This window comes from Bacillus suaedaesalsae (genome assembly GCF_016890225.1).
GTDB classification, from domain to species: domain Bacteria; phylum Bacillota; class Bacilli; order Bacillales; family SA4; genus Bacillus_BS; species Bacillus_BS suaedaesalsae.
This window is the reverse complement of sequence record NZ_JAFELM010000024.1, coordinates 54,634-73,401: the sequence shown is the minus strand read 5'-3', so window position 1 is coordinate 73,401 and position 18,768 is coordinate 54,634. Positions and strand designations below refer to the sequence as shown.

The following is an 18,768-nucleotide window of genomic DNA, read 5'->3' as shown; positions in this document are numbered from 1 at the left end:
AGCCTCCTGATATGAACGAAACTGTCAAGGCTCCCACTCTTCACCAGGTTTGGATTGTCTTTTGACCAACTCTAAGAAGAGAAGCTATTTACGGCTTCTTTTCTTGATTTTGTTAGTTAGCAAGCCATTCTGGCTAGAATAGCTCCTTCTTTAGCTTACTGACCACTTCTCACTTCTTTGTATGTCTGTCAAGTGGTCTCCTTGACTGTCATACAAAGAAGTGAGAGACTCCATTAAGCTATAGAAGGAATCTGTTCCTTTCTCCTTTTTTTGACTTGAATAGAAGTTAAGAACACGGCACGAAGGCAAAAATCTCTACTGCGGTTTACGCTCTGATATCCGTGGGTTTTCACATTTTATCTTTCCGTATAAAGGACTAATCCACTAACTCGGCACGTGCGTTAATCTATTTAGATATAGCACAGAGGAGGCCACGTGGGTTTTCCTTTCCGGTTTTTTTCTTTGCCTTCGAGCCCTGTTCTCAATCATCTATCTTTCTTCGTAAATTATTCGTGTGAAATTAAAGCCATACATAAAAAATGGATCAATAATACCTATATCACCGTAACATGACAACTTGTAAGATCAAAAACTAGCGTTTTTTACTTCTTCTACCTCTTGTGTAATAGCCCAAATAAAACCAGCTAATTCTCTGGCAACTGCAGTAATTGCTTTTCCACTTTCTTTTCCTCTTGATAATAATCGGTAATACTTTTTATGAAGTCGGTTTTGTGCTTTCCAGGATATCGCTTGAATAGTGGGGGACTGTCCATTTTGTCGTCTCATCAATTCTCCTTTAACTGACGGTTGATAACGATAACTCCATGCAGCTTCTACTAATAAGCGTCGTACATGACGATTCCCTGTTTTTGTGATGCTCCCTTGTATTCTTCTTTCACCACTTGAGTATTCACTTGGTATTAAACCAATATAGGCCATTAATTGTGTTGGTGATGAGAAACGTTTGAAAGAACCTATCTCCGCTACAAGACTAGTCGCAGTAATAAGAGCTACACCTCTTAGTGATTGTAAGGCTTGAATGGTTGGGGCGTGTACGCCCTCCGTTGCCTGAACTCTAATTTCTTCCTCTAGTCTTAAAATTCGTTGTTCTAGCTCTTTCAATTGATGATAATATTCTTGAAAGACCACACGTAGTTTGGAGCTTTCAAATTTTAATGCATCCAGCCATCTACGATATTTGACCGTCCATTTGTTCACACCTGACGGTGGCTTAATGTTATTACGAAGCAAAAATTTACTCAAACGGTGCCTTGCCCTAAGTTCATCTTCTTTTGCATCTTCACGACATCTTACAAGATCACGGAGAGCTTCATCCTCTTCGTTTGGAACATAGATGTTAGTTAATTCTCCTGCTCGATATAACTGAGCCAGTCGAATAGAGTCTCTACGATCTGTCTTAATACGTTCACCTGGTCTTTTAGGTATGAGAGATGGGGCTATCACATCACAATGAACACCTAGGGAAAGTAATAATCTATATAGTGGGTATCCAGTTGGACCGGCTTCATAACAGACTCGAAGAGTCTCGGTGTTTCCAAGTTTATTTATTAATTTCCTAACTGCTTCTGGTGTGTGAGGAATTACTCCCCAGTATCTCGGCTCTTCTCGCCCCTCATCCGCGATCGCAACTGCAATTTTTTCTTTTGATACGTCTAAACCTACATATTTTATGGTATCCTTCATAATAACTAGCTCCTTCCGTAATGTAGCTCTGATTTGGTTTGTTTTTACCAGTAAACATTCTAACCAAATTAACCTACGATGTTACGAGTAAGGAGCTAGTTTCGTTCATGATAACTCGGCGTTACTGCCTGTGGAGTCTCACCTGTCCCACTGCTCCCGCAGGAGTCGAGTGCCATTTCGCTACAATCTGTTACTAAAAGGCATAAAAACAGTCCTCGGAGAGGTCTGCAAACAATTAAATAATACATAAATATCAAAAAGGCCACTCGAAAATCCCTTTCGAGTGGCCTTTTGTCTACAATCTTAGATAGGAGATTACTCTCCTATCTAAAATTAAAATTGTAATTTTTCTTCAATAAATGTTTTAAGCTCGTGGATGGAAATACGTTGTTGCTCCATTGTATCACGATCTCGAATTGTTACGGTTTCATCACCTTCTGAATCAAAATCATACGTAATACAGAAGGGGGTACCAATTTCGTCTTGTCTACGATATCGTTTTCCAATTGAACCAGACTCATCATAATCTACCATGAAGTGCTTGGATAAATCTTCAAACACACTGCGAGCTCCATCTGAGAGCTTCTTTGATAATGGAAGAATAGCTGCTTTGTAGGGCGCAAGAGCAGGATGTAATCTCATTACTGTTCTAGAAGTACCGTCCTCAAGTTGTTCTTCCTCGTAAGCATCAATCATAAATGCAAGCGTCACACGGTCAGCTCCTAATGAAGGCTCGATACAATATGGAACATAACGCTCATTTGTTTCTTGATCAATGTAATTAAAGTCTTCGCCTGAGTATTCTGCATGCTGCTTCAAATCAAAATCTGTTCGGGATGCAATTCCCCAAAGCTCTCCCCAACCGAATGGAAACTTGTATTCAAAGTCTGTTGTTGCATTACTGTAATGAGATAATTCATCTTCATCATGGTCACGAAGACGTAAATTGTCATTTGTAATACCAAGTGATAGTAACCAATTTTCACATGTCTTTTTCCAATAAGAAAACCATTCTAACTCCTCACCGGGCTTACAGAAGAATTCTAGCTCCATTTGTTCAAATTCTCTTGTACGGAACGTGAAGTTACCAGGTGTAATTTCATTTCTAAAGCTTTTACCAATTTGAGCAATCCCGAACGGAAGTTTTTTTCTCATCGAACGTTGAACATTTTTAAAGTTAACGAAAATACCTTGTGCTGTTTCAGGACGTAGGTATATATCGTTGGTACTAGATTCTGTAACACCTTGAGAAGTTTTAAACATTAAGTTAAATTGACGGATGTTTGTGAAATCGATACTTCCACAATCAGGACAAGCAATATTATGTTCTTTAATTAGCTCTTCCATCTTTTCAAATGGAAGACCATCTACGATCATTTCTGTTCCTTTTTCCTCTAAGGCATTTTCAATTAATTTATCTGCACGATGTCTCGATTTACAGCTTTTACAATCAATCATCGGATCGTTGAAGTTTCCGATATGACCAGATGCCTCCCACGTTCTGGGGTTCATTAATATAGCAGCATCAAGACCAACGTTGTAAGGTGATTCTTGAACAAACTTACGCCACCATGCTTTTTTAATATTGTTTTTTAATTCTGTACCTAATGGACCGTAATCCCATGTATTTGCGAGTCCTCCATAAATTTCTGACCCTGGAAAAACGAAGCCTCTATGCTTAGCATGTGAAACAACTTGTTCCATCGTTTTACTCATTTTTACTCTCTCCTTTTTCGACTTCAATTAAAAAAGCTCTCGTCTCTAGGCTATGAATAGCCTAGGGACGAGAGCATATCTCCCGCGGTTCCACCCTAGTTGGTTTGTTATGAAACAAACCCTCTTTTAAATTTTCACTCGAGACTGCCGTTTCACTAATTTTCATGTTCAGGCTTACACCATCCCTGACTCGCTTCTACATGAGAGAACTAGTTACTATATGTCTGTCATCGTTACTTGACTTACATGAACTTGAACATAATATTACCAAAAAACAAATTTACTAGTCAACACTTCATGATTGATTTAGGCAAAAAATGTAGAACCTACCTGTAAAAGGAGGATGAAGATGAGTAAAAAACGTAAGCCACTCGTACCAGAAGCCCGAGCGGCCCTTAATCAATTAAAGGTTGATGTAATGAAGAAAGAAGGCTACAACGTTCCCACCAATGATCCAGATGAAGTGAAGGCAGAAGTTGCAGGTGAAGTTGGTGTTCCACTATCTAATGGGTATAATGGATCCTTAACGTCACGAGATGCAGGAAAGGTTGGAGGACAGATAGGTGGAAAGATGGTATCCGAGTTAATTAAGATGGCGAAGAATAAATTAAATCACTAATAAAATGGCTAGCAGATTCCAGGGGAATTGCTAGCCATTTATTAATCTCCGAACATATACGTTTTATAGTGGAAACGTATACTGAAAATTAAACCTATTGCAAACATGTTTCCAACTAACGAACTACCACCATAACTAATAAAAGGTAGTGGAATGCCAGTAATCGGTAGTAAACCAATTGTCATTCCGATATTTTGAACAACGTGGAATCCAATCATACAAATTACCCCAACACATAGATAAGAGCTAAATTGTGAATTGGAGAGTAGCGCGACCTTAGTGATGTGATATAGAAGTAAAAACAAAAAGGAAATCACGACTGTTGCGCCAATAAATCCATATTGCTCTGCAATTACAGTGAATATAAAGTCAGTATGGTTTTCAGGAATATATACTTCATTTATTCCCATCCCTTTACCCGATAACATTCCAGAGCCAATTGCTTTTAACGAATTTAACAAATGATACCCTTCACCGCTGCTGTAGTTTGCAGGATCAATCCATGAATAAATTCGTCCAAACTGATAGGCTTTTACATGTAAGTACTTTTCGAGTATTTCTGGAGCATATAAAACTAAATAAAAAATCGTGGATCCAATGAGTGTAATACTAGAAAAGATAGGCACTAACAACTTCCAAGTAATGCCGGACATGAAAATGAGACCTACAGTAATGGCTATTAGTACGAGAGTAGTACCCAAGTCTGGCTGCTGCATAATAATACCCATTGGTACACTTGCAACTAAGAGTATTTTACCTAATAGCATGATATCAGATTGGATAGTTGAACTCGTATGTTGTTCATTATGCTTCGTAATAACATGACTAAGTACAATGATTAAACAAACTTTCGTCACTTCAGAAGGTTGAAAAGAACCGAAACCCGGTAAGTTAAACCAACTCTTTGCTCCATTAATTTTAGGTGCTATAGAGGAGGGAGCAAAGTGTAAGGCAATTAAGACAAATACACTAAAACCATATAAATACCAAGCCAGCTTACGGATTTGATCAGGTTCAAAAATCATTATGCCCCCAACAATTCCAATTCCAACTACATAGAAAACAATCTGCTTCAGGAGAAAATTTGAATCATATTGTGTGGAAGTTGTTTGTGCACTATATATGGCTAAACAGCTTGCACAAAATAAAAGAAATAATAAAAATGCAAGCACATAATCAAACTTTGTTTGTTCTTTCGATGACCCCATATTGCTTCCCTTCTTCGTACATTTTCTTTCATCTTCCATTCTCCCAAAGAAGCTTTCATACTGTAAAGGACTTTATTTAAATTTTTTTAGTAATATTTTGATACTAATAGAAATAGCAACAAAAAGAAGTAATACAATTGCCAAAGTAATGATACGCTCTTGCTCGGATCCGTCTGCAAGTAGTACAGGACCAAGTCCAAAAAACATTATCAAAACAACGAGAATACTAAATAATGTGATAATAATCCACTTCATTTTTACGCGCCTCCTTACAAAAGGTCGTGTAAAAACTGTTTCTTTTATCTTTTACACGTCTTACTTAAATAAACGTAAAAGAAAAATAAAATGTTACAATATAGCATGTATAAAAAATAGAAATGATATGATTTAAGTATTGGAAGTGAATTAGCTAACAAATATAGTTAACTTTGGAAGGGGGAGCTCCAGTGGAGAACGGGAGGTGGTACTCGTAAGCTCTAAGTTACTCCCTCTGAAACTGGGTACTCTCCATTGAAATCAACATCGTCTTTTAAATATTTCAAAAACAAAGAATAAGGAGATTTGGAAATGTCAAAAACAGTTATTATATATACGCAAGAAACATGTCCGCCATGTCATGAAGAAAAACTATGGTTAAAAGAAAAAGGAATACCATTCGAGGAACGAGATATTCGAAAGGATTCTACCTACTTAGATGAGTTAATTGATTTAGGTGCATCTGCTACTCCTGTTACAGTTATTAAAAAGGGTGAAGAAGAAACAGTAATTTTCGGCTTTGATCGAGAAAAATTTGAAGAGTTTATGTCTGAAAACTAACGGAGAACATTCTCGTTAGTTTTTTTCTTTTCACAAGTCATGCTCAAAGTAAAAAAGGGTTTTATCATAACAATCTAGAAAATAGAATGAATCATCAAAAAATACATGGAGGTACTAATAATGTATACAATTGAGCATGCAAGGGCGCTTGACCAAAAGGATATGTTGTCTCATTTTCGAGATGAATTTTATATAAAAGAAGGTACGATTTATTTAGATGGCAATTCATTAGGCTTACTGTCAAAACGTGCAGAAGCTACGGTTCAACAATTATTAATTAGCTGGAAGGATTACGGAATTGAGGGATGGATGAATGGTAGTTCACCGTGGTTCTATTTATCTGAGTCACTTGGTGCTAAGATGGCTACCTTAATTCGAGCAAAAGAAAATGAAGTAATCGTTACGGGCTCAACAACTGTCAATTTACATCAACTTCTTGCGACATTTTATCAACCAATCGGTAAGAAAAATAAAATTATTGCAGATGAACTAACTTTTCCTTCCGATATTTATGCGATAAAAAGTCAATTAAAAGGAAAAGGATTGTCACCTGAAGAACATTTGATTCGTATTAAAAGTCGAGATGGTTACACTCTGCAAGAAGATGACATTATTCAAGCAATGACAGATGACGTAAGTTTAATCATTTTATCTTCAGTTTTATATCGAAGTGGTCAATTACTAGATATGAAAAGATTAGTTGAAGCAGCACATGAGAAAGGCATCTTGATTGGCTTTGACCTGGCACATTCAATTGGAGTGATTCCACATTCCTTTGCTGATATAAAGCCTGATTTTGCGTTTTGGTGCAGCTATAAATATGTGAATGGTGGACCAGGAGCAGTTGGTGGCTTGTATGTGAATGAACGTCACTTTGGGATCGAGCCAGGTATTGCTGGATGGTTTAGTTCTGTGAAAGAAAAGCAGTTTGATATGAAGCATGACCTTGAATATGAGCATCATGCAGGTGCGTTTCAAATAGGAACGCCACATATATTAAGTCTTGCACCAATAATAGGTTCTTTGGAATTGTTTGAGGAAGCGGGTATACAAGTACTTCATGAAAAATCTAAATTACAAACGGATTTTTTCATGAGCTTGATCGAACAAGAACTTGATTCTTATCAATTCACAATTATTAATCCGAGAGAAGATGAACGAAGAGGGGGACATGTTTGTCTTCACCATGAAGAAGCAGCTAGCATTTGCAAAGCGTTGAAAGCATACCACGTTATACCAGACTATCGTGAACCTAACCTTATTAGACTGGCACCAATCGCGTTCTATACATCCTTTGAAGAAGTATGGAACGTGGTCCAAATCATGAAAGAGATTATGGAAAAGGAAGTTTATAAAAAATTTAAAAATGAAAGAGAAGTAATTGCTTAATGAGGTGAAGAAATGACATGGATTGATATATCACAACCATTATCCAATGATACGGTAGGGTGGCCAGGAGATACTCCATATTCCTTTTCATTAAAGTGGACAAAAGAAGAAACGGGTTCTGTAAATGTCGGTAAGCTCGAAATGAGTACACATCTCGGAACGCACATTGACGCACCATTTCATTTTGATAGTGAGGGAAAAAAGGTTATCGACCTAGATCCAAATCGATACATTGGCAAAGCTAAGATTATAGAAGTGACAAACCAGGAAGTGATTTCCCTAAAGTATATAGAGAAGTATCATTTCAATGGAAGTACAATTGTTCTTTTAAAGACAATGGCTTGGGTAGATCGATCATCTTTTCCACGAAAGGTTCCTGTTTTGGAAAAGGGTGTGGTTTCATATTTAGCTGAAAACGGCATCAAACTATTAGGAATTGATTTACCATCAGTTGACCATCTTGATAGCAAAGAGCTATCCATTCATCATGAATTAACTAAGCATGATATTCACATTTTAGAAGGAATAGTGTTAGATACGGTAAAGGAAGGAATGTGTGATTTAATTGCCTTACCTTTACCGCTTGTAGATGGTGACGGAAGCCCTGTTCGAGCAGTTATTCGATATTAATAAGAGTACAAAAAAAACTTGGGTGACGAATGCTATACGGCATAAGATCACCCAAGGCTTTTTATTTTATAGATAGTTACTATATAGTTCACTTAATTCTCTAAATGCCATTTCGTCATTTTGAAGTAATGCCTCATTAATCTGTTTACTCAAGCGATCTTTGTTAAAAAGATAACATTGTTCATCTAAGAATAATGTTGCTTGGAGCTGTAAGGAGTATTCTTCTTCCTGAGTTAGTTTATATGAGAAGAATTTATGATTTTCATTTGTTAGTAATTTTACAGTCTTTCGTAAACGTCTCATTAGACACACCTCCAAGATGAAATCGTGTATATTAATTTAGTAATTCTTTATATTGTTTAGATAAGTGTAGGAACGTATCTCTATCACCATTTAGTAGTGATTCATCAATTTTCTTCATAAGCTGCTCTTGTTGAAACATTAACAATGATTGATCTAAAAAAACTTGTGCGGCAAGGGAATACTCTGTTTGTGTTTCATTTGATGCTGGTACAATCATAAGTTCGTTTTTCTGATCTTTTTCATATTGATTCATGTCTACTCCTCCTATGCCTTTTTATTATTATCGGTGGAAATATATAAATTGTAAAGTTATTTTTAGAAAATTTAGAAATATCTTATTACTGTAATTTTTACCACTTTTGAATGGAGTTTAAACCTATTTGTACATAGTAATGTAGAGGTGAGTGAAAAATGGGCGAAAAACGTCATTATAAAATAAGAACATCCGCAAAAGATATTACAACTACAGTTGTAGCTCAAGAACATCAATTGATTATGGATGAGCCATTGAAATTTGGTGGTAGTGATAAAGGACCAACTCCTTTACATGCTATTTTAGGTACATTAGCTTCATGTGAAAGCATTACTGCATTCGCTGCAGCAAAAGCGATGAAACTAAACATAGAAGAACTTACTTTTGAGGTCATTGGAGAGCTAGATCCTAGAGGGATGAAAGGTGATCCAAATGTGAAAACTTATTTTGAAAAAGTTGAAATGACGATCAAGATAAAAACAACTGAACCTATAGAAAATATTCATAAGTTGAAGGATAAAGTGGAGGAACGGTGTCCAGTTTACAATTTATTTAAAGCTGCCGATGTGAAGGTAATTCAGAGGTGGGAGAAGGTAGAATGAAGAGAGCTTGAAATGAATCAAGCTCTTTTTTATGGTCATTTGTTATTTGTCTGCGTCTTTTCGATTGCTTCATTTCGTTCCATTCCGTCGGATAACTCTTCAGAAAATTCGTGTTCATTTGGAAGGTTGGAATTTTCAATATCAGCTGATGATAAATTATTGTTTGGTGCAGCCTGTTCATTCCACTTTTTCAAAAAGCAACTCTCCTTTCTATAAGGCTCTGTTATGTTTTTTAAACCTTTGTTGATTGCAGTGGAAGATGGCGACTCCTGCGGGAAAAGCGTGGAGCGACGAGGAGGCTCACGTACCGCCCGCGGAAAGCGAAGACCATCACTTCAATCAACAATTAAGTTTAACAGAGCGTTCTATAGAAATAGATTGTGAAGAGGTAAGATTTCTATACAAGCTATACAAAGTATTTTTAAATTTTACCTCCTCTTAGACAAGTGTTTGTGTTCCTTGTAAACCTGCTCATTTTCGAAAAAATAGCAATAAAAAAGAAAATATGTACATAGGTTGGTAGTGAAGAGAAATTTTAAAAGTCATTTTTGAAATGGAGGTAATAAATCCATGGCTTATTCACCTCATTTTTATAATAGTCAAGGAACCGGTTATATCCCTGGTCAGCAGGAGTTTTTACACTATTATTATTTTGCATCGTCTAGACAACCGAATGAGCAGTTACAACGTGTATGGAATGTGATTAAAGATGATTTAACGAAACTTGCAGATGAACTAAGAGAATTCAATATTAATCGAGGAATGTCTCGGTATTTATTTCAATTAGTCGTAGATTTTACAATTAGCAATGCGAGCGGTGTACAAGGATCAATTAATCAAAGAACAAATCAAATCTATCGTAAATTTTCATCTGAGTTCGCTTGGGTTGTACCGTTTTTAACTGCATATAGAGTGCCAGAAGCAGTTTCCGAGCGAGTAATTAAACGAGTAATCCAACTAGTGTTACAAAATCTTGATTTCAAACCTGAACAAGATTGGAGCAACTGGGAGTCGTTAGGTGGATACTTAACATCAGGACCATCGGCTTCATCGTTAGGAAATAATAAAATTGATGTATTTACAAGAGGTAGAAATCAGAGACTTTACCATATTTATTGGGACGGCACTAGATGGAGAGAGTGGGAAGACTTAGGTGGTTCCTTAACTTCATCACCAGCAGCGGTTTCATGGGGACCTGGTCGAATCGATGTGTTTGGAAGAGGAGAAGATCAGGGGCTGTATCATAGATACTATCAAGGAGAAAGATGGAGTGATTGGGAAAGTCTTGGAGGTCAGTTAACTTCATCACCTGCAGTGGCATCTTGGGCAGAAAACCGACTAGATGTATTTGCGAGAGGTGCGAATCGTCATTTGTATCATAAATATTGGGATGGGACGCGGTGGAGTGGTTGGGAAGACTTAGGTGGTACCTTAACATCAGCTCCTGGAGCGATTTCATGGGGACCAAATCGTATTGATGTGTTTGCAAGAGGAGAAAATAGAGCGCTCATTCATAAATATTGGAATGGTTCGAACTGGAGTGATTGGGAAAAACTTGGTGGAACCTTAACTTCAAGTCCTACTGCCTCATCGAGGGGAACAAACCAAATCGATGTATTTGCAAAAGGTGATAAAGACCAACTAGTTTATAAATATTGGAACGGAAGAAGCTGGAGTGACTGGGAGGATTTAGGTGGAAGCTTAACTTCTGAGCCAGCGTCAGTTTCGTGGGGGAGAAATCGAATTGACGTATTTGCAAGAGGACAAAATCAACAACTGATTCATCGTTGGAGAACAACTTAGGACCAAAACTGGTCCTTTTTTCTTTTTTGTTGGTAAAATATTCTTGCAACATAGGTGAGATTTAGCATATAATAAGCATAATTATAAGAAGGAGGTGTATGAGATGTTTAATTTGGTTGCTGTTTGCGCGCAATTTCTTGAAATTTTTGTAAATTGTCGTGCTGTTTCATTTACATTTGTTAACCAAGGGGGAAGTCTGTCCTTTTTTAACAAATGTATAGCAACCAACATCTCTTAAACCTTAACCGGAAAAAATGTAATGGTAAAAGGGATGCCTAATTTGGCATCCTTTTTCATTAAATTTGTCGTATCCATGATGATGCGAATTTGTTTACCGCGGGTGTAAGACGCCTGCGGTTTTTTATTTGGATATTTATTGGAGTATTGAAGATGAAGTCAATTTTATTAAATACATGGAGTGATATAGATGATAATTTGTTCAGTCAATGAAATAGAGAAAAGCTATGGTGGTTCAAAAATATTTGAAGGTTTATCGTTTGATTTTCACGAAGGACACAGAGTAGGGTTAGTTGGACCAAACGGTACAGGAAAAACAACAATTCTAAAGTTAATAAGTGGAGAAGAGCATTTGGATGGAGGGGCTATTCATCGAAAAAAGGGATTATCAATTGGTTATTTAGCTCAAATACCATCATTTGAAAAGGAATTAGCGGGACGTGATGTGCTTCTAAAGGCTTTTGATTCATTAGTAATGATAGCAAACCGATTAAAAGAACTTGAAAAGTTAATGACAACCCCAACTTTGAATAGTGAACAGCTTGAACGAATACTAGCCGAGTATGGCCAAATTCAAGATGAATTCACACGTCTTGGTGGTTATGAAATGGATGCAACATTAATGATGGTTGCCAATGGATTAGGTATCGTTGACTTACTTCATCAGCCTTTTCACTTGTTAAGTGGTGGAGAAAAAACAAAGATCTGCTTAGGACTAATTTTATTAAGAAAGCCTGGGTTATTGTTATTAGATGAGCCGACAAACCACTTAGACGTTGAGGCGATCGAATGGTTAGAAGAGTATATAAGATCTGAGAATTTAACAGCGGTCATTGTTTCACATGATCGTTACTTTTTAGATCAAGTAGTGACTGATATTTATGATTTAGATGATGGTGAAGTTACGTGTTATCATACGAATTACTCAGGCTTTATTAAAGAAAAGGAAAAAAGACTTCTCGACCAATTTGCTGCCTATCAAGAGCAACAAAAGAAAATTAAAAAAATGAAGGATACGATACGTCAACTAAGGCAATGGGCAAATGAAGGGAACCCACCGAACGAGAAGTTTTATCGACGAGCAAAAAGTATGGAAAAAGCGTTAGAACGTATGGAAAAGCTTAAAAGGCCAGTCCTTGAGAGAAAGAAAATAGGTTTAGAATTAGATACAACAGACAGAAGCGGTAAAGATGTTTTCACCTATGAGAATGTAGCTATGGAATTTGGTAGTAAACGATTGTTCCACTCCTTCTCGTATACATTACAGCATAAACAAAGAGTGGCAATTGTCGGGAAAAATGGAACTGGAAAAACAACATTGTTGAAAATGCTGATCGGTGAAATACAGCCTTCAACTGGAAAAGTGAAAATAGGTAGTAACGTTAAGCTAGGCTATTTATCACAACACGTTTTTGAACAAGAAGGAAAGCAAATGGTGATTGATGCATTTCGAGATCAAGTACCATGTGTGGAGGGTGAAGCAAGACAAATTTTAGCAAGGTTTTTATTTTATGGACCTGCTGTATTCAAGAAAATTGAGAGTTTAAGCGGTGGAGAGAGAATGCGGTTACGATTAGCTCAGCTCATGCATCAAGACATTAATGTATTACTTTTAGATGAACCGACCAATCACTTAGACATAGACTCTAGAGAAGTACTTGAAGAGGCGCTTCAAGACTTCGAGGGAACTATTTTCACTGTTTCGCATGATCGTTATTTTCTTAATAAATTATTTACCACTATTTTGTGGTTAGAGGATCACACTTTTACTTCGTATTTAGGGACTTATGATGAAGTGAAGGAGAAAAGAATAAATAATAAGCAAATTGTAAGTAAAGAGAAAGAGAATGTAGAGGTACAAATGGTAACTCATAAAAGTGACAAAAAGGTATTAGAAGTAGAAAAACAAACTGCTGAACTAGAAAAGAAAATAGAAACAGTTGAGCTAGAAAAGGTAAAGCTTGAGGAGGAAATGATGATTGAAAGTGATGTAACAATCTTAGTGAAACTTCAAGAAAAAGTAGATAAACTAAGAGAAGAAATTGATGATTTATATGAGAAGCTCGAAGTATTTCTATAAATTCAGTACTGTCTATGTTTGTTAATCACATGTAAAAAAATAGTCTATCAGAACATTGTTAAAAGAAGTAATGGTATTAAAAAGAGGAGTTTCAGGATAAGATATGGAAATCATTAGTTGAAAATCAAGGTAGGGAGATGAAGATTTTGCTTCATACATTAGAAAAGATTAAAAATGAACATGATAACTTTTTAAAGTGGGTTGAAACACTTAAAGGTATTTCGAATAAAACGTGGTCAAATCCTTATTCCGAGGGGAAATGGTCACCGAGTGAAATTATCGCTCATTTAATGTTTTGGGATCGTTTTTTGCTTAACTTATCAATTATCGATGTTCAACCAGGGGATAACTTACCAAATTTCCCACCAGTTCAGGAAGAAAATGAACGAGCAGCAAAATATGCAAGAGAAACAAAATCAAAAGATCAATTAATTGATGAATTTTTGAATGTTCGTAAGGAATTCGTCCACCTGATAAATGAACTTAATGAAGACCAATTGTATATACCGTTTAAAGTAGGTAATCATGACTACACGGTAATATCACTACTAGAAGATTTCCAAGGTCATGATAAGCATCATCAAGTACAGATTCAATCAGTTACAAAGTAATGAAAGAACATAGACAATTTGTCTATGTTCTTTCAATGTTATTTTTGAGATTTCTGTATTTCTCCCGTAATAGCATTTACAGTATACAGACCGTCGTGATCTGTTTCATGTTGATTCGTTGTATCGTCATGAACGGTATTTACTCGAATTAGATAATGGCCAGATGCTGTTTCTGAGTCATAAGCAACAACTGTATTTGAACCCTCATCAATTTGTAACTGTTCTCGAACAAGTTCCTCCGCTTTAGTTGTCGAAATTCGGTCATCATTATCTCCATCAACCTCTTCGCGAGAATCGATTAGTAAATCATCATTCGACTGTTTATCATTTTCCTCACCTTCAAACATACCTTCATCCTGATTAGTTCCCTGTTCTGCTGGGGGCTCAGCATCATTTGTCGTGCTACACCCAACCATAAATAAACAGATAAGCATCAACGCAGTTACTATTCGAAACATATGATTATCCTCCCATTCACATACAATAAGTTCTCCATTTAGTATGCGAAAACAAAGAGAACCTATACTCTCGCTTTAGCAAATTAACGCAGTGGGGGCCTGTCCCCCACTGCGTTAATTTACTAAAGGATTTTATTTATAAAGTTGTGCTATGGAGTTTTGAGGGAGCATAAATAAGGAGTAAAGACTAGTACTTTTGTTATTTTTTATTTATTTTGTAAATTTAAGAGGTTATGAATGAAAAAAGTCGTATTATTGTAGGAGAGGTTTTGTTTAGTAAGGCTCTTTTCGTAAACATTGTTTCTATTTACCTAATTCATTTCAATGGTTTTGATATTCATTACTTCGACGAAATGATGCCAAAACCTTACAAGTACGTGGGTTTCTAGATTTTCTGAAAAACAACAATCTATGTGAAAAAAGCTGTTAGTAAAAAAGCATTAGTAAAGAAAATTTAGGATTCATCTCTTTCGAAGATTTAGCGCTAACCGAGTTTCTAATTAGAAGGGTGGGGTATAGATGAGTGGTTCTAATGGAGATCAGCATATGCCAAGTCAGAGGTCAACGATTGCTATGTTTCTTTCATTACCGGTCATTTCCTGGGCTTTGTATGATTTTGCCAACACAATTTTTTCGTCAAACATTACCACAATCTTTTTTCCATTTTACTTGCAAGAGGTTATTGGGAAAGATGAAGTATTAAATCAGGTAGCGAGTACATTTATTACTTATTCAAATGCCATAGCCAGCTTCTTTCTCGTCATTTTCTCTCCTTTATTTGGAGTGTTGATTGATCGAACAAATCAAAAGAAAAGGTATCTAGTTCCGTTTGCGTTAATATCCATTACTGCAACGATTTTAATGGGCGTATTCGCAACTTTTATTTCTGATGCAACAGTTGGACTTATTCTTGTTTTATTATCTTTTGTGATTGCAAAATTCTTTTATAATTCCAGTTTGGTTTTTTATGATCCAATGATTTCAGATATAGGAAATGATCGTGAAGTTCCTCTTCTATCTGGTTATGGAGTTGCAATTGGTTATTTAGGAACATTAATTGGCTTAACCGTGTACCCGTTAGTTGGAGACGGAGGATTCCATGAAGCCTTCATTCCTACAGGTATTTTATTTCTATTATTCTCTTTACCGATCTTCTTCTTTTATAAAGATCAACCTAGAAAACAGGTTGTTGAGAAAAAAAGCTTCTTAAGTGGTTATGGTGAAATACTAGAGACGTTTAAGGATATGAGAAGCCAATATAAAGGAATATTCTTATTCATGATTGCTTACTTCTTCTTCAATGATGCGATTGCAACGGCGATATCAGTAATGGCAATTTATGCAAAAGCAATCGTCGGTTTTTCAACAGGTATGTTTATTTTGCTTTACTTAGTATCAACAATATCGAGTATTATCGGCTCCTTCATTTTCGGTTATATCACTCGAAACGTTGGTGCAAAAAAAGCTGTAACAATGGTAGCGATTATTCTTCTTATCGCATTAGTTATTGCCACCATCGCAACGAATCAAGGGCTATTTTGGATTGCTGGTAGTTTATATGGTGTTGCAATGGGGGCAATGTGGGTTACATCTAGAACAATGATTGTGGAGCTTACACCAAAAGAAAAAAGGGGGCAATTTTTCGGATTATTTGCCTTTTCCGGTAAAGTATCATCCATTGTTGGTCCATTAATTTACGGTACCATTACACTTGTACTTAAAGATTATGGAAATCTAGCAAGTAGACTTGCTCTTGGCTCCCTAATCATATTAGTACTTTGTGGTATATATTTTCATTTGCGTGTGCCGTACAAAAAAGCATAAAGAAACATAAAGAGGCTGGGCAAAAAGTATACTCGGTGAAGAAAAATCTGAACAATCATCTCAAATTCGTTTAATAGGATTTGAATGAGTTCGGATTTTTTTATTTATTTTGTTAGAGACTACGTTTTGTTTTATGTATGTACTAGCTGTTAATTGGAGTGCAAGACGAAGACTCCTGCGGGAGAAGCGAGTTAGGTGAGACCCCGCAGGGAGGAACGACTGAGGAGGCTCACCAACTGCCCGCGGAAAGCGAAGTCTTGCACGGAAATTAACAGCTGTATTAAAAGGCTATCTAATTTGAAATTGTTCGTCATTAGAGTATCATGTTTTAGTTTTGTCCCAACCTCTTTTTCTATTTTTTAGTATCTAATTTCTTCATAATCGTACTTGTAGGAAAATAAAATATAGAAAGTTTATTGCTAACGGAGGGGAAAATGAATCCTTATCACATAGTTGCTTCAGTGGAAGGAATGCTTGTGACTAGCTGGTACTATGGATACACAAAAGGGAAACAAGTCACTAGAAAAGAGTACTTTTGTTATGGTGATAGCTTTTGTATTGGGGAAGAGTTTAAGTATATTCCCCATATAGGATGGTTTATTTTAATTAAACTAAATAATCAAGAAGAACTATTCGTTAGCTTTGAAGCAATAGAAAAAGGATTAACAACAGGAAAAATAGTGGAGCTGTTGGAACTTCAATTAGAGATGGCAATATTGCGAAACCAAATTAATCAAACTTTAGAAGAAAGAGAGAGAGAGAGAGGTTTTATATTATTGCTCCTAAATTCAACGGCATTCATGCCCTCATGGAAGTGGCAGGAAAACACGGGGAAATTCAATTCAAAGTATAACCCCTTACATACATTGACCACCTTTATCTTACATATAATGGATTAGCTTAAATGAAAGATGGCCTTTATGTCTAGAAACGTGTGGGATCGATTTAGCTCTTAGTGTATCAGAAACATTATATACATGTGTGACTTCTAATTTGGCACAACTAGATATTGGTTAAGCTATTTAACTTATTACAGATCGCTTGGTAAAAGTTTGGATTTGGCAATATAGTATGTACTCTCCAAGGTGTACCATTGATACAAACTAGCAGATATTCTTGTAATTAATTATTTATATTAAAAGGAACACATTAAAAATTGAATGATCTGACTATGAAGTATTACACTAAGTTTGGCAACATTGCCAAGCTTTTTTTGACAGTTGTTTTACAAAAAGCAGTTGTTTCTCGAATAATTCAAGGTATATGGAAAGATCAAGGAACGGGGCATATTTTCGTCAGAAGCAATGAAAATTTCAAATGTATTGGCTTATTTAAGATACCTAATTTTGATGAATAACAAAAAAGTTTACGAAAAGAGCCTTGCTCAAAATAATTGTAATACCGTGTTTTCCTATAATTCATGAATATCCTAATTTGCATTGGTTTACCTTAAGAATATAAACATTTTATAATAAACTTGGTAGATTTTGTTAATAATTTTTGAATACTTAAAAATAATTTTCAAAATGCTCGCAATAAATGATGAAAATTGTCGATAAAGAAAGAGACAATATAAGAAAAAGGGGTGCCCCATATGACAGATCAAAAAGGGATTTTACTAGAAAGCGGTACGAATGAATTAGAACTTGTGGAATTTACAATTGGAGATAATCATTTTGGAATCAATGTTATTAAAGTGAGAGAAATTATCAATCCTTCTCCTGTAACAAAAATTCCTCAGTCTCATCCTCATATTGAAGGGATCATTAATATTCGAGGTGAGGTATTACCAGTAGTGAATGTAGCACAAGTTCTAGGGTATCCACCTTCTCATCAACCAGAACTAGAGAAATTTATAGTTGCTGAGTTTAATAAAACAAAAGTTGCCTTCCACGTTCATTCTGTTACACAAATTCATCGTATTTCCTGGAATGAGATTGAGAAACCAACAGATATTTATCAAGGTTTGGAAAGTCATATTATTGGGGTAATTAAACAAGAAAGAGGCATGCTGCTGTTACTTGATTTTGAAAAAATGATTGTAGATATCAATCCTTCAACAGGCATTAATAGTGACCAAATAAAAAAGCTAGGAAAACGTGAACGTTCAGATAAACGTATTCTCGTTGCAGAAGATTCACCACTACTGAGAAAATTAATACACGATACGTTAGCTGAGGCTGGATATACAAACGTAGAATTTTTTGAAAACGGTGTTGAGGCTTTAGGTTATTTAGAAAGTAATAAAGAAAATATTGAAAAACACGTCCAAATTGTCATCACAGATATTGAAATGCCACAAATGGATGGACATCATTTAACAAAGCGTATTAAAGAAGATGCAGTCTTAGCTAAGCTTCCAGTTATTATCTTCTCCTCACTAATTACAGAAGACTTGAAGCATAAGGGGCAACGAGTTGGAGCAAACGCTCAAGTAAGTAAACCTGAAATAGCAGAGCTAGTACAACTAATCGATAAGCTTATTCTATAACGCTCTCTAAAGGTAGGAGAAAAT

General features: G+C 35.9%; 20 protein-coding genes. 12 read left to right on the top strand and 8 right to left on the bottom strand.

The window, feature by feature from the left end:
* Nucleotides 1-585 precede the first annotated feature (585 nt).
* Nucleotides 586-1,704 carry an IS110 family RNA-guided transposase gene (locus JR050_RS08225; RefSeq protein WP_204201818.1) on the bottom strand — a complete coding sequence of 373 codons (1,119 nt, stop codon included), beginning with the start codon at nt 1,702-1,704 and terminating at the stop codon, nt 586-588.
* Between the two features lie 333 nt (nt 1,705-2,037).
* Nucleotides 2,038-3,420, bottom strand: coding sequence for a glycine--tRNA ligase (locus tag JR050_RS08220; RefSeq protein ID WP_204203038.1), 1,383 nt, complete (start codon nt 3,418-3,420; stop codon nt 2,038-2,040).
* Between the two features lie 349 nt (nt 3,421-3,769).
* Between JR050_RS08220 and JR050_RS08215 the strand changes: the two genes are divergently transcribed.
* Nucleotides 3,770-4,039, top strand: coding sequence for an alpha/beta-type small acid-soluble spore protein (locus tag JR050_RS08215; RefSeq protein WP_204203037.1), 270 nt, complete (start codon nt 3,770-3,772; stop codon nt 4,037-4,039).
* 41 nt (nt 4,040-4,080) lie between these two features.
* On the opposite strand, the gene JR050_RS08210 is transcribed toward JR050_RS08215, so the two are convergent.
* Nucleotides 4,081-5,247 carry an FtsW/RodA/SpoVE family cell cycle protein gene (locus JR050_RS08210; protein ID WP_204203036.1) on the bottom strand — a complete coding sequence of 389 codons (1,167 nt, stop codon included), beginning with the start codon at nt 5,245-5,247 and terminating at the stop codon, nt 4,081-4,083.
* A 72-nt stretch (nt 5,248-5,319) separates the two neighbouring features.
* Complete coding sequence (locus JR050_RS08205; protein WP_204203035.1) at nt 5,320-5,502, bottom strand: DUF6954 family protein; 183 nt, start codon at nt 5,500-5,502, stop codon at nt 5,320-5,322.
* A gap of 312 nt (nt 5,503-5,814) precedes the next feature.
* Between JR050_RS08205 and JR050_RS08200 the strand changes: the two genes are divergently transcribed.
* The 3 genes from JR050_RS08200 to kynB all read left to right on the top strand — a co-directional run bounded on the left by JR050_RS08200 (nt 5,815) and on the right by kynB (nt 8,082).
* Complete coding sequence (locus JR050_RS08200; RefSeq protein WP_204203034.1) at nt 5,815-6,063, top strand: glutaredoxin family protein; 249 nt, start codon at nt 5,815-5,817, stop codon at nt 6,061-6,063.
* Nucleotides 6,064-6,183: 120 nt separating this feature from the next.
* Entirely contained in the window at nt 6,184-7,452 is a 1,269-nt protein-coding gene (kynU, locus tag JR050_RS08195) for a kynureninase (RefSeq protein ID WP_239454208.1), read from the top strand.
* A gap of 12 nt (nt 7,453-7,464) precedes the next feature.
* Complete coding sequence (gene kynB / locus JR050_RS08190) at nt 7,465-8,082, top strand: arylformamidase (RefSeq protein ID WP_204203032.1); 618 nt, start codon at nt 7,465-7,467, stop codon at nt 8,080-8,082.
* Nucleotides 8,083-8,148: 66 nt separating this feature from the next.
* Here kynB and JR050_RS08185 read toward each other — a convergent pair whose 3' ends face one another.
* Both JR050_RS08185 and JR050_RS08180 read right to left on the bottom strand, forming a co-directional pair.
* The gene (locus JR050_RS08185; protein WP_204203031.1) at nt 8,149-8,385 is read right to left on the bottom strand and encodes an IDEAL domain-containing protein; all 237 of its coding nucleotides are present in this window, start codon (nt 8,383-8,385) and stop codon (nt 8,149-8,151) included.
* A gap of 31 nt (nt 8,386-8,416) precedes the next feature.
* Nucleotides 8,417-8,638, bottom strand: coding sequence for an IDEAL domain-containing protein (locus JR050_RS08180; RefSeq protein WP_204203030.1), 222 nt, complete (start codon nt 8,636-8,638; stop codon nt 8,417-8,419).
* 158 nt (nt 8,639-8,796) lie between these two features.
* On the opposite strand from JR050_RS08180, the gene JR050_RS08175 reads away from it, so the two are divergent.
* A complete protein-coding gene (locus JR050_RS08175) occupies nt 8,797-9,240 on the top strand; it encodes an OsmC family protein (RefSeq protein ID WP_204203029.1) in 444 nt (147 codons plus the stop codon).
* A gap of 35 nt (nt 9,241-9,275) precedes the next feature.
* Here the strand turns inward: JR050_RS08175 and JR050_RS08170 are convergent, their stop codons facing one another.
* Nucleotides 9,276-9,434 (bottom strand): hypothetical protein, encoded by a 159-nt coding sequence (locus JR050_RS08170; protein WP_204203028.1) that lies wholly within the window; start codon nt 9,432-9,434, stop codon nt 9,276-9,278.
* 376 nt (nt 9,435-9,810) lie between these two features.
* Between JR050_RS08170 and JR050_RS08165 the strand changes: the two genes are divergently transcribed.
* The 4 genes from JR050_RS08165 (at nt 9,811) to JR050_RS08155 (ending at nt 13,971) form a co-directional block, all read left to right on the top strand.
* Nucleotides 9,811-11,043: a PLL family lectin gene (locus tag JR050_RS08165; protein ID WP_239454207.1), complete on the top strand. Its 1,233-nt coding sequence runs from the start codon at nt 9,811-9,813 to the stop codon at nt 11,041-11,043.
* A 103-nt stretch (nt 11,044-11,146) separates the two neighbouring features.
* Nucleotides 11,147-11,281 (top strand): RAxF-45 family protein, encoded by a 135-nt coding sequence (locus JR050_RS20800; RefSeq protein ID WP_430392869.1) that lies wholly within the window; start codon nt 11,147-11,149, stop codon nt 11,279-11,281.
* 189 nt (nt 11,282-11,470) lie between these two features.
* Entirely contained in the window at nt 11,471-13,360 is a 1,890-nt protein-coding gene (gene abc-f / locus JR050_RS08160; RefSeq protein ID WP_204203027.1) for a ribosomal protection-like ABC-F family protein, read from the top strand.
* 146 nt (nt 13,361-13,506) lie between these two features.
* On the top strand, nt 13,507-13,971 hold the full coding sequence (locus tag JR050_RS08155) for a DinB family protein (RefSeq protein WP_204203026.1): 465 nt from the start codon (nt 13,507-13,509) through the stop codon (nt 13,969-13,971).
* Nucleotides 13,972-14,009: 38 nt separating this feature from the next.
* On the opposite strand, the gene JR050_RS08150 is transcribed toward JR050_RS08155, so the two are convergent.
* On the bottom strand, nt 14,010-14,429 hold the full coding sequence (locus tag JR050_RS08150) for a hypothetical protein (protein ID WP_204203025.1): 420 nt from the start codon (nt 14,427-14,429) through the stop codon (nt 14,010-14,012).
* A 519-nt stretch (nt 14,430-14,948) separates the two neighbouring features.
* Between JR050_RS08150 and JR050_RS08145 the strand changes: the two genes are divergently transcribed.
* The 3 genes from JR050_RS08145 (at nt 14,949) to JR050_RS08135 (ending at nt 18,744) form a co-directional block, all read left to right on the top strand.
* Entirely contained in the window at nt 14,949-16,253 is a 1,305-nt protein-coding gene (locus tag JR050_RS08145; RefSeq protein ID WP_239454206.1) for an MFS transporter, read from the top strand.
* Nucleotides 16,254-16,687: 434 nt separating this feature from the next.
* On the top strand, nt 16,688-17,152 hold the full coding sequence (locus JR050_RS08140) for a hypothetical protein (RefSeq protein WP_204203024.1): 465 nt from the start codon (nt 16,688-16,690) through the stop codon (nt 17,150-17,152).
* Nucleotides 17,153-17,847: 695 nt separating this feature from the next.
* A complete protein-coding gene (locus JR050_RS08135) occupies nt 17,848-18,744 on the top strand; it encodes a chemotaxis protein (RefSeq protein WP_204203023.1) in 897 nt (298 codons plus the stop codon).
* Nucleotides 18,745-18,768: the final 24 nt, after the last annotated feature.